11 protein-coding genes and 2 tRNA genes are annotated in these 15,970 nt (G+C 59.6%); 6 read left to right on the top strand and 7 right to left on the bottom strand.

Going from position 1 to position 15,970, the window contains the following annotated elements:
* The first annotated feature begins 359 nt into the window (after positions 1-359).
* Positions 360-3,116, top strand: a complete 2,757-nt coding sequence (locus tag ACZ41G_RS00100; protein WP_464145273.1) for a phosphoenolpyruvate carboxylase — start codon at positions 360-362, stop codon at positions 3,114-3,116.
* A gap of 789 nt (positions 3,117-3,905) precedes the next feature.
* Here the strand turns inward: ACZ41G_RS00100 and ACZ41G_RS00095 are convergent.
* Both ACZ41G_RS00095 and ahpC read right to left on the bottom strand, forming a co-directional pair.
* A complete protein-coding gene (locus ACZ41G_RS00095) occupies positions 3,906-5,687 on the bottom strand; it encodes an FAD-dependent oxidoreductase (protein WP_033506964.1) in 1,782 nt (593 codons plus the stop codon).
* Between the two features lie 151 nt (positions 5,688-5,838).
* Positions 5,839-6,402 (bottom strand): alkyl hydroperoxide reductase subunit C, encoded by a 564-nt coding sequence (gene ahpC / locus ACZ41G_RS00090; RefSeq protein WP_029576242.1) that lies wholly within the window; start codon positions 6,400-6,402, stop codon positions 5,839-5,841.
* Positions 6,403-6,693: 291 nt separating this feature from the next.
* Here ahpC and ACZ41G_RS00085 point away from each other — a divergent pair, with 291 nt between their 5' ends.
* Together ACZ41G_RS00085 and ACZ41G_RS00080 are read left to right on the top strand one after the other, a co-directional pair.
* Entirely contained in the window at positions 6,694-7,461 is a 768-nt protein-coding gene (locus ACZ41G_RS00085; RefSeq protein WP_321046429.1) for a carbonic anhydrase, read from the top strand.
* A gap of 91 nt (positions 7,462-7,552) precedes the next feature.
* On the top strand, positions 7,553-8,932 hold the full coding sequence (locus ACZ41G_RS00080) for a hemolysin family protein (RefSeq protein WP_464145272.1): 1,380 nt from the start codon (positions 7,553-7,555) through the stop codon (positions 8,930-8,932).
* Between the two features lie 52 nt (positions 8,933-8,984).
* Here the strand turns inward: ACZ41G_RS00080 and ACZ41G_RS00075 are convergent, their stop codons facing one another.
* Positions 8,985-9,740, bottom strand: a complete 756-nt coding sequence (locus ACZ41G_RS00075) for a M48 family metallopeptidase (RefSeq protein ID WP_338121014.1) — start codon at positions 9,738-9,740, stop codon at positions 8,985-8,987.
* Positions 9,741-9,802: 62 nt separating this feature from the next.
* The gene (locus tag ACZ41G_RS00070; protein ID WP_464145270.1) at positions 9,803-10,489 is read right to left on the bottom strand and encodes an SOS response-associated peptidase; all 687 of its coding nucleotides are present in this window, start codon (positions 10,487-10,489) and stop codon (positions 9,803-9,805) included.
* A 137-nt stretch (positions 10,490-10,626) separates the two neighbouring features.
* Between ACZ41G_RS00070 and ACZ41G_RS00065 the strand changes: the two genes are divergently transcribed.
* Together ACZ41G_RS00065 and ACZ41G_RS00060 are read left to right on the top strand one after the other, a co-directional pair.
* Positions 10,627-10,700 (top strand) — tRNA-Ile (locus ACZ41G_RS00065).
* A 44-nt stretch (positions 10,701-10,744) separates the two neighbouring features.
* Positions 10,745-10,817, top strand: a tRNA-Ala gene (locus ACZ41G_RS00060).
* 250 nt (positions 10,818-11,067) lie between these two features.
* Here ACZ41G_RS00060 and mscL read toward each other — a convergent pair.
* The gene (gene mscL / locus ACZ41G_RS00055) at positions 11,068-11,535 is read right to left on the bottom strand and encodes a large conductance mechanosensitive channel protein MscL (protein WP_321046419.1); all 468 of its coding nucleotides are present in this window, start codon (positions 11,533-11,535) and stop codon (positions 11,068-11,070) included.
* A gap of 371 nt (positions 11,536-11,906) precedes the next feature.
* On the opposite strand from mscL, the gene gdhA reads away from it, so the two are divergent.
* Positions 11,907-13,253, top strand: coding sequence for an NADP-specific glutamate dehydrogenase (gene gdhA, locus ACZ41G_RS00050; RefSeq protein ID WP_464145268.1), 1,347 nt, complete (start codon positions 11,907-11,909; stop codon positions 13,251-13,253).
* Positions 13,254-13,306: 53 nt separating this feature from the next.
* Here gdhA and ACZ41G_RS00045 read toward each other — a convergent pair whose 3' ends face one another.
* Positions 13,307-14,521, bottom strand: coding sequence for a VanZ family protein (locus ACZ41G_RS00045; protein ID WP_464145267.1), 1,215 nt, complete (start codon positions 14,519-14,521; stop codon positions 13,307-13,309).
* A 93-nt stretch (positions 14,522-14,614) separates the two neighbouring features.
* On the bottom strand, positions 14,615-15,829 hold the full coding sequence (locus tag ACZ41G_RS00040) for an alpha/beta hydrolase (RefSeq protein WP_464145265.1): 1,215 nt from the start codon (positions 15,827-15,829) through the stop codon (positions 14,615-14,617).
* Between the last annotated feature and the right edge of the window lie 141 nt (positions 15,830-15,970).

The raw sequence follows: 15,970 nt of genomic DNA, 5'->3' as shown, positions 1-15,970 counted from the left end.
TTGACGCCGCCTGTCTGCGCGTTGTCCCGCAGTCCGGTTCCCTGATGTTCTTGTTGTGAAAGATGCTGTGAAGGCTGTTGTGAAGTCACGGTTCCATTACTATCGCAAGCCGTACCCCGTACGGTCCGCAACACCGGCAGAATGCCCGGAAAACAGCCGATTCACCATCCTGTCCATCATTCGGTCAATCTGCGGACAGATTTCGGACATGTTACACGCCCGTCGAAAACACGGTCGTATAATGCCACTGCAACCGCTGAACCGACGGCTTTGGGTTCGCAACGGCCGGCACCACAACCGTGGAGGAGCCACGGAAGACCGGCAGACCGAACAACCGAAGGTTTGGAAAAGGAGGTTCAATGACAACAGAAAATCAGCAAATCACGCCAGCCGACGCCGGTATCGTGACGTCCGGCACGGGCACCAAAGGCCCGGAAGAGCGTGCTCTCCCTGATTCGCTGAAGCACGACATGGATCTGTGTCTGCAGATCGTGCGCGAAGTGCTTGGCGAATTCGATCCCAAACTGCTCGAAACATTCGATACCGTCCGCCAATATGTGGCCGACGCCAGCGCCGAGCATTTCACCAGTGTTCACACCGACCCGAGTGAGGGGCAACGCGAGCTGGACAAGGCAGTTGAAACCATCGATGCGATGAATCTGCATGATGCGCAGCTGCTCGCGCGCGCGTTCACCACCTACTTCCATCTGGCGAACCTGTGCGAAGAGAACTACCGCGTATCCGTGCTGCATCAGCGCGAAGCGGCAGTCAGCGATGACGAGGTGGTCGACCCGGTCAATGAGATGACCAACGCCTATCACAAGCTCATTGTTGAAATGGGCCCGGCGAAGGCGAAGGAGCTGCTCAACAAGCTTGAGTTCCACCCCGTGTTCACCGCGCATCCGACCGAAGCCCGCCGTAAGGCTGTCGAAGGCAAGATCCGCCGTATCGCCCAGCTGCTGGAAAGCAGCAAGATGCTCGGCGGCTCCGACAAGAAGGAAAGCTACCGTCGCCTCTACAACGAGATCGACGCACTGTTCCGCACTTCGCCGATTGCACTGAAGAAGCCGACGCCTGTCGAAGAAGCCGACACCATCCTCGATATCTTCGACAACACGCTGTTCCACACGATTCCGCTCGTCTACCGTCGTTTCGACGATTGGATCCTCGGCGACAAGGCGGGTCTCGTCCCACCGGTGTGCCCCGCGTTCTTCCATCCGGGCAGCTGGATCGGCTCCGACCGTGATGGCAACCCGAACGTCACTGCGAAGGTCAGCCGCCAGGTCGCCCGCAAGTTCAGCGACCATGTAATTGCCGCTCTTGAAGAGGCCTGCCGCACCGTCGGCCGCAACCTCACCATGGAAGCGGGAACCACGCCGCCGAGCGCCGAGCTGAAGAACCTGTGGAATCACCAGAAGGAAATGAGCGAACGGCTCACTTCCAAGGCCGCGTTAATCTCCACCAAGGAGATGCACCGCGCTGTCATGCTGGTGATGGCAGACCGTCTGCATTACACGATCGAGCGTGACGCCGACCTGATGTACAAGTCTTGCGACGATTTCATCGCAGATCTGCAGGTCGTGCAACGTTCCCTCGCCGCCGCAGGCGACCCGCGCGCCGCGTATGGCCCGCTGCAGGATCTTATCTGGCAGGCGCAGACCTTCGGATTCCACATGGTGGAGATGGAGTTCCGCCAGCATTCAGTCGTGCATTCGCGCGCGCTCGAGGACATCCGCGAGCATGGTTTGCACGGCGAACGCGGCGAACTGCAGCCGATGACCCATGAGGTGCTCGACACCTTCCGCGCTCTGGGTGCCATCCAGAAGCGCAATGGCATCAAGGCCGCCCGCCGTTACATCATCTCCTTCACGAAGTCCGCTCAGAACGTGCGCGACGTGTACGAACTCAACCGTCTCGCCTTCGCCCATCCGGAGGATGTGCCGACCATCGATGTGATCCCGCTGTTCGAACAGCTTGAGGATCTCGAGAACTCGGTGGATGTGCTCGACGAAATCATTAAGATCCCGGAGGTGCAGGCCCGTCTGAAGGCTACCGGCGGCAAGATGGAGGTCATGCTCGGCTACTCGGATTCCTCCAAGGACGCCGGCCCGACCACATCCATCCTCGCGCTGCATGAGACTGAAGGCCGTATCGCCAAGTGGGCCAAGGAACACGATATCGATCTGACGCTGTTCCACGGTCGTGGCGGCGCTGTCGGTCGTGGCGGCGGTCCGGCGAACCGCGCGGTGCTCGCGCAACCTGCCGGCTCGGTCAATTGCCGTTTCAAGCTCACCGAGCAGGGCGAGGTCATCTTCGCCCGGTACGGCAACCCGGTGCTTGGCATCCGTCATATCGAGTCTGTCGCCGCGGCAACGCTTCTGCAGTCCGCTCCGAGCATTGACAAGATCAACACGGAGATGACCGCGAAATACAAGTCGATGGCTGATGAGCTCAACGAGACCTCGCACGAGCGCTTCCTCGACCTGCTGCACACGCCGGACTTCGCCGAATGGTTCTCGACCGTTACCCCGCTCGCCGAGGTGGGTCTGCTGCCTATCGGCTCCCGTCCTGCCAAGCGTGGTCTGGGCGCGAAGTCCCTTGACGATCTGCGCACCATCCCGTGGGTGTTCGCTTGGTCGCAGGCGCGCATCAATCTGGCCGCATGGTATGGTCTGGGCACGGCGTGCGAGAAGTTCGGCGACTTGGATACGCTGCGTAAGGCGTATGAGGAGTGGCCGCTGTTCTCCACGTTCATCGACAACATCGAAATGTCGATTGCGAAGACCGACGAGCGTATCGCCAAGATGTATCTGGCACTCGGCGACCGTGACGACCTGCGTGACAAGGTGCTCGACGAGATGCGTCTGACCCGCAAGTGGGTGCTGCGCATCGTCGGCGACGCGTGGCCGCTGCAGCATCGTCACGTGCTCGGCCAGGCCATCAGGGTGCGTTCCCCGTACGTGGACGCCCTGTCCGTCACCCAGGTGCTGGCGCTGCGTTCGCTGCGCCGCAAGGTGGACAAGGAAGAACTCAGCCAAAGCCAACAGGCAGAGTTCATCTACCTTATCCTGTGCACCGTTTCGGGTGTCGCTGCAGGCCTGCAGAACACGGGCTGATTTCAATTTCCGACCAGTGCAAACGCGGAAGGCCTCGTATCCTATGGGTGCGGGGTCTTCTCGCGTTTTCGGGCGGTTTGTACGTGATTGGCGTGCGACATACGACAGGGTTGGGATTTGTCTTTGGATTACGACTGCATGCGATGGCATACTCAACTCGCCAACTCCACTGACGATTCAGTAACGACGACAAGGAAACCACCCGCAGCGTATGCATCGGCATGCGCAATTCATCAGATGCCATGACGATCCGCGGACAATGATCGAATAGTGCCCATCGTGTATGTCAAAACATCCGCTACCCGTAGGTTATGTCAACGATCCGATTCCGGAACGCGCAATCCGCCTCGTCGCGCATGCGATGACATACTCAACTCATCACATGCCACGACGACATGACTTCACTCGTCAGCATTGGACTACCCGGGAATGTCATCGTTCACCCCACCTGCCGGGAGTTTGCATGAATTCGTCGACGGCAGCGCGTTCTCCCGCATATGCGCGGGACTTCTCGCAACAAGTGCGATTCGGGCCATAATCTCCCATCGGCTTGATTCGGGTCGTGTTGGTATTTCAACGTTTTCCTTGGCGCATTATCGCCGAATCACGTTCTTGCGAGTAATCTCCCGGGAGATTATCTACCGTCTCGTGAATCTGCTAAGAACTCCCGCACTCCCGCCCCCATCAGCAACTGCCGAAAAAGCAAGCGCCCGTCGTATGGGATGATACCCACACGACGGGCGCGATTCAGATGGGTGCGATGCCGACCCCACAGCTGCACGAAAGAAATCAGGCTCCCAGCAGATCAAGCATCTGCGGCACCGATTTCTTGCCGAATTCGATGGTCTGCTGCGCTTCGGATGCGGCATCAGCACCGGGTCGGGTGATGACCATGCACGGCACGCTCATCACGTTGAACTTGTCCTTGAGCTCGGGGAAGTGCGCAATATCGTAAGCTTCCGCCCGCACCTTCGGGTTCGCCGCGGCGATGCGCTGGGTCGCGAGCACGGTTTCCGGGCACATCGTGCACGTGAGGGAGACGAGCAGCATGACATCGACCGGTTGGCCAATCGAGGCGATCCGTTCGGCGGTGTCCTGGTCGAGCGCCTGCCCCGGACCGGCCACGTTGTACAGGGCGAGTACGAAGGAGTTGAACTCGTGCCCGCTCGGAACGCCATGGAAGGCAATGCCGGTTTCCTGCGGTTCACCGTTAGCTCCAATCGTGCACAACCGCACATTCGGCCGCGCATCCGGCAGCGGATCATCTAGCGAGACATCGCCGCCGGTCGCCGGAGCCGTATCGACCACCGTGCTCAACTTGCCGTCGCTCAGCGAGGTCATCTCGCCGATGAACGCCTGCAATTCCTTGGACAGCGGGGAATCGTCAAGCTCAAGCTTCAATACCAGCGGACGCGCCATCCGCGAGAACACGACCGCAAGCTGCTGGCGAATCGCGTCATCGAAAAATGCATGATTGCCAGCGGTCGGCGCGGCAGAAGCAACACCGGGACGCTGCGGCGCCGGTGCCGGGGACGTGCCCGATGCACTGGCGGCCTTCGCGGCCTTGGCTTCCTGCTGCTCATAGGTGGATGTGGTCGGGCGCGGCGGCAGCAACCCGGTTTTCTCACTGAGCTGCTTGGCATACCGTTCCAGTTCAACGGCGGCGATGGCGCCATCCGCGGTCGCCGTGACCACCTGGCGCAGATTCTTGACGCGCAAATCGCCGGCCGCATACACTCCGGGGACCGAAGTCTCCAGATAACCGTGCGTGACCACATATCCGTGGTCGTCAAGTTCCACCACGCCACGGACCAGTTCGGTCTGCGGCACATAGCCAGCGAACACGAACACGCCGAAGGTACCGCCATCAGCCGGCTTCCACACGCTCGTCTCACCGGTGCGCGTATCGCGCAACGTCGCTTCGGTCAGCCCGCCGGAACCGGCTGCGACCCCGTCGAGCTGCGTATGGTACCGCACCTCGATCTTCGGGTGGTTCTTGGCTTCGGCGGCAACGGCGGCATCGCAGGTGAAATCGCCTTCGCGCACAAGAATGGTGACTTTGCTGGCATATTTCGTCAGGAACACCGATTCCTCGGCCGCCGCGAATCCACCGCCGACCACGATGACTTCACGTCCGTTGAAGAATTCACCATCACAGGTGGCGCAGTAGGCCACGCCTCGGCCTGCATACTCCTGTTCGCCGGTGAAGCCGATTTTGCGTGGGGAGGCTCCGGTGGCGATGAGAATGCCGAAGCAGCGGATATCACCGCGATTGGTGTGCACGACCTTGATATCGCCATCCACGTCCAGTCCTGTCGCCTCGGCGACTTTGAATTCCGCCCCGAAATTCTGCGCCTGCTTGCGCATGGTCGCGGTGAGTTTGCGGCCATCGGTGCGTTCGACACCCGGATAGTTGACTACTTCGGACGTGATGGTGATCTGTCCACCGAAATCCGCCTTTTCCAAGATCAATACGCGGTATCGCGCACGCGCCAGATATAGTCCTGCGGTCAGGCCCGCCGGGCCGCCGCCGATCACCACGACATCATACAAATCATCTTGCTGTTGCATTGTCAGCTCCTCGTCATCGCAACGATTACGGGTTCACATGACGGATGCCGCCACCCGACGCGGCCACAACCTTCACTGATTGCGGTGTGCTGCGACCGGTGACGGCATCCGTGATAGGGAATGAAAACCGTTTCAGCCAATCAGCCGAAGGTCACAGCTCGCCGACGAGATCCAGCGACGGCGCGATGGTCGCCTCACCGGGCTCCCACTTGGCCGGGCAGACCTGGTCGCCGTGCTCGTAGACGAACTGGGACGCCTGCACGCGACGCAGCAGCTCTTCGGCGTTGCGGCCGACGTTGGAGGAAATCACCTCGTAGGCCACAACCTTGCCTTCCGGGTTGATGATGAAGTCGCCGCGTTCGGCCTGGCCCAGCTCCTCGTTGTAGGTGTCGAGGTCGCGGGCGAGCAGCGCCGTCGGATCAGCGAGCATCGGATACTGGATCTTCGCGATCTTCTCGTTCGCGTCATGCCATGCCTTGTGCACAAAGTGCGTGTCATGGGAGACGGAGTAGATTTCGCAGCCGATCTTCTTGAACTCCTCGTAATGGTCCGCGAGGTCTTCAAGCTCGGTCGGGCACACGAAGGTGAAATCAGCCGGATAGAAGAAGAACAGCGACCAGTGACCGAGCACATCAGCCTTGGTCACTTCATGGAAATCGTTGTTCTGGAACGCCTGAACAGTGAAGTCGGTGAGTTCGTGTTGCAGTAGTGTCATGGTGCACCTCGTCGTCTCGTTGTTCGATTCCGGCGGGCTTCGCGCACGGCCCGCCTTATGTACGGGCCCGGAGGCTCCGACCCCGCGTGGCTCTCATGCTAGACCATGACGGATGGAAAAACTCGGATTTCCGCTGTGGTAATCATCACAGTGTGTTGTCCGTCACATTGGGTTGCGCGGCACCCGTGTTGTGCCGGCATCCGCCCGGCTGTACCGCGCCGAAACCGCTCAGCCCACGGCATAGCGCAATCCGCGATACGATGGCAACGCACATCACAGGCAGGAGGCCACATGGCAGACCAGACATTCAATGACGACGACGCCCAACACGAACCGACCGCAACCTCCACGTGGAGCCGTCTGCTGGCCGGCAACCGGCGTTTCGCCCAAGGCAAGATGACACACACCTGGCAGGACCGTGAAACCCGCGAATCCCTCATCGATTCTCAGCGTCCCGACGCGGCCGTACTGTCCTGCTCGGATTCCCGGGTGCCGCCGGAAATCATCTTTGACGCCGGTCTCGGCGACATGTTCACCGTTCGCACCGCAGGGCAAATCATTGACGACAGCGTGCTCGCATCGCTGGAATACGCCGTGGACAAGCTGCATGTCAGTCTGCTGGTCATTCTTGGGCACCAGAACTGCGGTGCCGTCCAAGCCGCGGAAAAACAGCTTGGAGTACTGGCATCACGCGTGAGGCACGGCGATGATTCGTCTGAAACCGCGCAATCGCTGGCTTCCGTCATCGATGACATCGAAGCGATGGATGATGCCCAAGCGGCACAGGACGCACAAAACCAGCTTGAAGAATCCTTGGAAAATCTGCTTCCCGAGGCGCAATCCCCGATTGTGCGGTCAGTCGGTCCGTCGGTATTGCAGGCGTATGAGGCGCAATTGCGCGACCCTGCCGATATTGAGCGCGTGCATATCGCCCACACCATCGAGGAATTGGTGGACCGCTCGCAACCGATTCAGCAGGCGTTGGCGGATGAGCGACTGATAATCGTCGGCGCACGCTACTGCATGGATACCGGCCTCGTGGAAGTCCTGAGCTTCTGAATAGCGTGGGCCGCCACGCTCGCCAATCCCCACTCTGGCGTCACCCCCAGGCGGCCCGCACCTTGACCGGCGCATCTTCTACAGTGGAAGTATGTCGTCATTGTGGTTGAACGTCCTGCTGATTTTCATCTTCCTCGTGCTCGGGGCGGTGTTCTCGGGCACTGAGCTGGCCTTGGTGAGCCTACGCGGTTCACAGCTCGACCAGATGGAGCAGGAGGACGCGCGAGGGGCACGTGTCGCACGCATCGCACGCGACCCGAACACCTTCCTGTCCACTGTGCAGCTCGGCGTCACCCTATCCGGATTTCTGTCGGCATCGTTCGGCGAATCGGCGATTTCCCCGATGATCGTGCCTGTTGTGGTCAGCTGGGGCATTCCGCAACATATCGCCGCTCCGGTGACCACTATCGTGTTGACGCTGATTATTTCGTACTGCTCGATTGTCATCTCTGAAATGGTGCCGAAACGCATCGCCATGCAACGCACTGAGCAGATCGCCCGCGCGGTGGTGCCGGCGATTGACGTGTTCGCGAAGGTCTGTAAGCCGATCATCTGGTTGATTGGCAAGAACACGAACGGCCTGGTCCGTCTGCTCGGCTTCGACCCGAACGAGACGGAAAGCGAGGTTTCCGATGAGGAGCTGCGCGTGTTGGTCAACACCAATACGCGGCTTGGCAAGGACGAGCGCACCATCCTGGACGATGTGTTCGACGCCTCCGAAACGATTGTGGCCGAGGTGATGCGGCCACGTGCCGATGTCGTCTTCCTCGAGGGCGATATGACCATCGAGGATGCCGCCGCCTACGTGCGCGAAATGCCATATTCGCGTTACCCGGTCACCGGCAAGGATTTCGACGACGTGCTTGGCTTCGTGCACGTGCGCGACCTGCTGGATGTACGCAACCCGCATGCGAAAACCGTGGCGGATATCACCCGTGAAGGCATCTCGCTGCCGGGTACGTCGAAGCTGCTGCCCAGCCTTGAGCTGCTGCGCAAGAGCGGTATCCACCTCGCTGTGGTCATTGATGAATACGGCGGTACGGACGGCATCGTGACCCTTGAGGATATGACCGAGGAGCTGGTCGGCGATATCCACGATGAATATGATCTGCCGGAAACCAAGGACGGCAAGACCGCGCCGGACACCGCGTTCGTCAACGGCGTGGCGACGATCGACGGCGGAATGACCATTGAGGATTTCGCCGATCTGACCGGTATCGAACTTGAAGACGGCCCGTATGAGACGGTCGCCGGGTATTTCCTCGCGCACACCGGGAAAATGGGCGCTGTGGGTGATGTTCTGCACTCTGATGATGGCTACGACATGATCGTCACAAAAGTCGACGGGCGGCGGATTGAGACCATCGCCGTACGCAAAAGCGGCTCGCCCAACCATGTGGATATTGCCGATAGTGGAAAGGCCGCGACGGATACCGGCGAATCGCACGACAGCGATACGGCGGCCCACTGACCATTTCGAGAACGATCGGTCCGGAGAACACCACCTCAGGCAATCGTCGACATCACAGCACGGCGTAACGGTTGAGTTCACGGCGCAGATCGCGCCAGCCAGGCAGGAACCGGTCCATCAACTGCTGGAACCGTGGCCCGTGGCCGCCCGCCCACAGGTGGGTCATCTCATGAACCAGCACATACTCAAGGAACCGCGGTTCCATGAGTCCCAACTGAAGATTGAGCCGAATTCGCCCTGTCGCCGGGGTGCATGACCCCCATCGCGACCGCATGATGCGGAAGGTGATCCGTGTCGGCGAGCGCCCAATCACACGCGTCCAATGGTCCAGCAGCGCCGGGAGCTGCCATTCGAGCGATTGGCGGGCACGTCGCTGTACATCGGCAGTCCACACGGTCACGGAGTCACGACTACCGATGTTGCGGTTGCCGGTATCACGACTACCGATTCCGGATGAATCCGGCTCACCCACGCTTGGTTGTCTTCCCGCCTGGTCGTTCAAGTGCTGCAGCTGGCTTTCCGGATGTTCCTCGCCCGTCGCCCCACCGACAAGCCGCATCGTATCGCGTTGCATCCGCTGGATTTTGCGTTGCTGGGCGCGAATCCACGTCTTGCGCGTGCTGACGAATGTCTCGATGGCCTCCGTGGATATCCGCGTGGGCGCCGTCACCCGAATGTCGCCGTTCGGCGGCTGGACGCGCAGATACATGTTGCGAATCGGCTTGCGGATCACCGTGACCGTCATCCCGCCGATATCGATGATGTCCGTCGAAGTAACGCGTCTTGATGTGCGGCGTCGGTAGGTCACGGCATGGTCCTTTCTGTTCCCTGTATGCGGCCACAGAGCCGGCGGACGCTATGGCCCGGCAATCAGAAGCGCAGCATCATCTCATCATACGGCTCGGTGAGTTCCGGCCCATCACCATGCAATGGCGCAACCTCGTGACTTGCGAGCAATGACTGCGACAGCCGCGCCCCATACGCGGACGCCTCGGGGAGAATCTTGTCTCCGGAAACGCTGCGATTGAGCCATTCCTGTGCGTGTTGTGGATCGCAGAGCACCGGCATCCGGTCGTGGACTTGGGCGGCGATACCGACCGAGTCACGCGTCAAAATGGTTGCGGTGAGCAGCCAGGTGGCGTTCGCCCGTTCCCGCGACAGCCACCAGGAGTATAGCCCCAGCAGTAGCAACGGTCGATTGTCTTTGGCGTGGAAGTAGTAGGGTTTGCGTTCCGCCGTCCACTCGTAGTAGCCGGATACGGGGATGATCGCACGATTATGCCGCGCGGCCTGCGCGAAGGTCGGCCTGTCGAGCGCTGATTCAATGCGGGCGTTGAACGTGGGGTAGGGGAGTTTCTTCGATTCGGCGGTGGGTGGAATGAGCGACCAGTAGGCGGATGCGAGATGATTGACCCCACGCGCGTCCTGCCCGATGACGGCGATGGTCTGCGTGGGGCTGACATTCCATGATTTCCCGGGCAATCCGGCGGATGGTTGCGCGTGCAGCATCTGCGCAATCTCTGGGTAATCAAGCTCCGCGGCGAATCGTCCACACATGCCCATCAGCGTAGTCGACACCGAAGAAGTGCGAGCGGTACCGCATTCCGCATACAACGACACGCCGGATACCCATGGGTTGACGGAAGTCTCAAATATGGTACTATATCTGCTTGTGCGCTTTTAGCGTACGGATCGGGCCCGTAGCTCAGGTGGTTAGAGCGCATCCCTGATAAGGATGAGGTCGGAGGTTCAAGTCCTCCCGGGCCCACGTCGAAAAATCAAGCGGCTCGTGAGCCGCTCTTTTTTTCACATGGGGCTATAGCGCAGCTGGTAGCGCATCTGCTTTGCAAGCAGAGGGTCGCCGGTTCGAACCCGGCTAGCTCCACAGCAAATCCCCGGAACCCTGAATTCGGCAGAGTTCCGGGGTTTATCATATTTCCCGCGTCTTCCCTCCCAGAAACTAGCTACGCACAACCGCCGCCTATCGAGCCCCCAACCTTCTGCCGACGCTGACAAGGCTTTCAGCGTCGGCAGAAACAGGTGGGGGCGACAGTTCCAGTACACCTGCCGTCTACCCCCACAAACCAGCTACGCAAACGGGTACACAGGCGTAACCAGTTTGGGAAGGTCGGGTGTCAGCGCACGCCAGATGGCATGTCAGAGGTGTTGTCGCCACTCTGCTTGGCAAGCTGGTCGCGGATTTCGCGCAGCAACAGCACGGTTTCTTCCTCGCTGCTCAGCTTCTTTTCCTGCTCTTCCTTGACCTTGGCGTCTTCCTCGCCCTTGGCCTTGGCAATCAATGCCTCGGACATATCCCGCAGCTTATTGATCGGCACCAAAATGCAGAAGTACACAGCCGCCGCCACAATCAGGAAGTTCAGCACCGCGCTGAGAATCGCGCCGAAGGACACGGTCGCGCCATTGAAGGTGAACGCGAGCAGCCCGTCCATATTCGGCTTTCCGAAGATCATGGCGATGAGCGGGTTGATCAGGTTGTTCACAATGGAATTCACCACAGCGGTGACCGCGGCACCCATTACCACGCCGACAGCCATGTCGATCATGTTGCCGCGTGCGATGAATTTCTTGAATCCGTCTATCATTCTTGTTCTCGATTCATATGATTGCTGATTGTGATTGTCGATTGATGGCCATACTGACCAACTATTGGTGATTGTCCGTCGGCAGGCGTTGAACATGCCGATTCGACAGGTGGCACGCCGTCGGCGTCCGCCAAGGAAGATGCAGTCGACGTGGGGCTAAAACAGCTCTGCTTGGTATCGTACTGTCCGGTATCCATGAATCGACATCGCGACACGCCTGAGAAATCCCAATTTACCTTGTAGCCACGCCGGAATCGTCGTCTGTCGCCTGTCCAAGGGGCGGAAAACAGCATCCACGGTCTTGCCGGCCCATGCACCCGCGCTTAAAATAAAACCGTCTTATCAATAACCCGACCAATGAGGGGAGAGCTATGCTCACTGAAGAGTATGTCAAGCGCGTATATGCGCAAGTGGAACGCCGCGACGGCGACCAGCCTGAGTTCCTGCAGGCCGTTCGAGAGGTGTTCGAAAGCCTGGAGCCGGTTGTCGCCAAGCATCCGGAATATGAGCGCAACGGTGTACTGGAACGGTTCGTCGAGCCGGAGCGTGTGGTGAAGTTCCGCATCGCATGGACGGATGATGAAGGCCGTGTCCAGGTGAACCGCGGCTACCGCGTGCAGTTCAACTCCGCAATCGGCCCGTACAAGGGCGGTCTGCGCTTCCACCCGACGGTCAACGAATCCGTCATCAAGTTCCTCGGCTTCGAACAGATTCTTAAGAACTCCCTGACCGGTCTGCCGATGGGCGGCGGCAAAGGCGGTTCCGATTTCGATCCGAAGGGCCGTTCCGATGGCGAGGTGATGCGCTTCTGCCAGGCGTTCATGACCGAGCTGCAGCGTCATATCGGCCAGTTCACTGATGTTCCGGCAGGCGATATCAATGTCGGTGCCCGCGAAATCGGCTATCTGTTCGGACAGTACAAGCGCATCCGCGACGAATATTCCGGCGTGCTCACCGGCAAGGGCTTGGAATTCGGCGGTTCGCTGGCACGCACCGAAGCGACCGGCTACGGCCTGTGCTACTACACGCAGGAGGCGCTGCGCGTGCTGCGCAACGATTCCTTCCAGGGCAAGACCGTGGTCATCTCTGGTTCCGGCAATGTCGCGATCTTCGCGATCGAGAAGGCGCAGCGTCTGGGCGCGAAGGTCGTCACCTGCTCCGATTCCAACGGCTATGTCTACGATCCCAAGGGCATTGACCTCGATGTGGTCAAGGATATCAAACTCGGTCACCGCGGCCGTATCAAGGAATATGCCGAGCGCGTGCCCGGTTCCGAATACCATGAGGGCTGCCGTGACGTGTGGACCGTCCCGTGCGATATCGCGCTGCCGTGCGCCACGCAGAACGAGATTGACGGTGAATCTGCCCGCACGTTGGTAGGCAACGGCTGCACGGTTGTGTGCGAAGGCGCGAACATGCCCAGCACGCCGGAGGCGATCGCCGTGTATCAGGGCGCAAAGCTGCTGTACGGCCCCGCAAAGGCCGCCAATGCGGGTGGTGTGGCCGTTTCCGGCTTGGAGATGAGTCAGAACTCGTATCGGCTGAGCTGGACCTTCGACGAGGTCGATGCCAAGCTCAAGCAGATTATGGAGGATATCGTGGCGAACTCCCTGGATGCCGCGAAGGAATATGGCCGTGAGGGCGACCTGATGCTGGGCGCGAACGCCGCCGGCTTCGTCAAAGTCGCGAACGCCATGGTCGCACAGGGCATCTTCTGATATCCCTTCCCCTGTTGTCTCCACTGAGATTTCCCAGTGGAGACAACAGGGGATTACTGCTTGAAGAATGTTGATGTATCGCCGATTTGTCCGCCATTCTGGCGATTGTGGACCGCGGGGAGTGTCTGCGCACCATCAGCATCATTGACCCGTCCGGCATTGTCAGCATCATCGCCATCAGTACCCACACGCCCCGATTCGGCGTTACCCGGCACGTAATCCCAAGGCATCTGCTTGAATATCAGCGCGAACACCACGACCGCGATGATCAGCAACCCACTGTGTGTGTCCTTCTGCAGCAGCGTGAGCAGGAACCATCCGCCGATAATCGTCGTGCGGATCGCATAGAACAATACCCGTTGCCATCCATGGCGTTCACGGGTTTCCATACTCATGTGGGTGAACATGCCTCCGAGTGTCTGCCCGCGGTGCGTCGCCGGAATCCACAATTCGAATATCAGGAATGATGCCATGCCGAGCACGGTGACTATGGTGTTCAACGATTCGACGTGGATGACGACACTTGCCAGCTGGAACGTCCCGTCGGGCAGCGGCTTGGCGATGGCGTGGAACAGCCAGACGACAATAATGCCCAACGGGTAGTATCCCAAGATCACCATGATCATATCGATTGCGAAGGTCACCCCGCGGTGCACAATGCCGGGCCGGTGGTTGATTTCCGCTCGGTCAACCGGTTTTGGCGGCCACCGCCGGTCGCACAGCTTCGCGATGCCGTATCCGACGAGAGCGCCCAAGGTATTGGTCAGCAGGTCATCGACATCGAATTGCCGATACGAGCACGGGTAGATACCCCAAAATCCACTCAGCTGCGTCAATTCGATTGCCAGTGACAGCAGAAAACCGACGATGACGGTATGGCCGATATTGCGCCGCAGGAACCGCATAAGCAGGAATCCGAGCGGCATAAACAGCACGATGTTGAGCAGCAGCTGCATCACCGCCGATACTCCGCCGGTGGCGACGTCCTGTATGAATTCAAGCGGGTTGAGCTGCGGCGAAAGATGGTGCGTGGCGCAATAACGGTCAGGTTCGTCCGGCATCGGGTACTGCGTGAAGGTGAGCAGACCGACCACGTACAGCACGCTCAGATACGAGCCGATGGTCGAGGCGAGCCGCAGACGGTGCTCGTGATGATAGAGCAGCGCCAGAATCGGCAGGGTCAGGAACGCTGAAATGAACGGCCAGAGCAGCAGCGCAATCAGCAGCGGTGTGCCGAAGGTCTTGGCGTACAGGGTTACGATACTCATCGTGCAACAACACTAGCGCAAGGGCTGGGGGATATCTTTCAAGCGGCACGGCGATTCCTGAGAGCATGCCGACGAGCGAGGCTGGCGAAAAAATCAGAGTTTCGCCAAGGCTTCATCCACCCATTTGGTGGGAATGACACGCCGCCACGCTGTCATCGACGCCCACATGGTGACGATGCGGAAATACTTGCGCCGCGCATCCGGCTTGGACATGCTCAAATCATGCAAACCGCCACGAATCGTCGCCAACGCGACCACATCTCCCAGATGCAGCGCTGCCTGACGGATCGCAGTAATGTCCAGCACACTGTCGGCTTCGCGCATGCCTTCATCCCATGTGGATTGCAGCATCATCGACTTATCCGAAGTACATACAAGGACCGGGATCTGGATGTCAAGATTCTTCGCAATCTCGTCCTGCCCGTTGTAGATTGCCTGCATCCAGCCTGCCCGCGTGAGAAATTCAACACCAGGATTGAGTGGATGGTCAAGATAGTCCCATTCGCCTCCGGTCGACCGTTTGATACACCGGGCATAGAATCCCGGGTCGCGCATCGGCATCACGGTTTTGCCGCCGCGCAGCCGGTACATCTGCACGACCGGTGTGGACAGCAGGCGGAACATGCGGTTGCCTTGCAATTCAAGCCAAGGGGAATTCAGCGCGAGTGCCTCGACATGGTGAGGATGTTCGGTATTGACCCACAACGAAGCGCTCAGTCCGCCTTGGGAGTGGGCGATCATCAGAATGCGGACGTCTTTGCCTTGTTCTTTGACGATCTGGTCACGCAAGGCGTTGAATTCCAGACGATATTCGTGCAGATCCTCGATATACCCGGGGGTCTGGTAGGGACGGTAGGATCGCCCGAATTTGCGCAAATCCACGGCGTAGAAGGGGATTCCCAGCGATTCCCAGTATTCGGATGCGTGCCGGCGGTAGAAATAGTCGTTCCACCCGTGCACGTACATGATGGCCAGACGATGGCCGCGCACGCTGAAATGCCAGCGCCGCCACCGTTCTTGCAAGGTGAGTTTCGACGGGTCCTTGCGCACGAAGGTTGCTACAATCTCACCCTCGGCGTCCTCACCGAGGTGGACGGTGGCCTGTTGGTACCCTTCGAGCACGGAATCGGGCTTCCACGGGTCCACGTAGGAATAGGAGGCCTGCGGGTCTTTCGAGGATGATCCCATCGAAGATGATGCCGTCCGAGTGGCCAATGCACTGTCCGGCAACACCGCCGCGGAGGTGTTGCCCGTTGCGGCCGCATCATCCGGGATGCTGGACACTGGGGGCTGTCCGGTATTCGACATGGTAGCCTCCTTGTTCATATGACCTGCTCTTCGGTCATCTTACGCAGGGCACGATGACGTTCGCCGTCGGCATGTCCCGCCAGCCGTTTGAGCAATCACGTGTTCCGAGAAACGTTGCGGCCGTAGGCGTGTCAGGCATTG

The organism is Bifidobacterium porcinum, assembly GCF_055378475.1.
The sequence above is the reverse complement of the archived record's forward strand: the minus strand, read 5'-3'. Positions and strand labels throughout refer to the sequence as shown.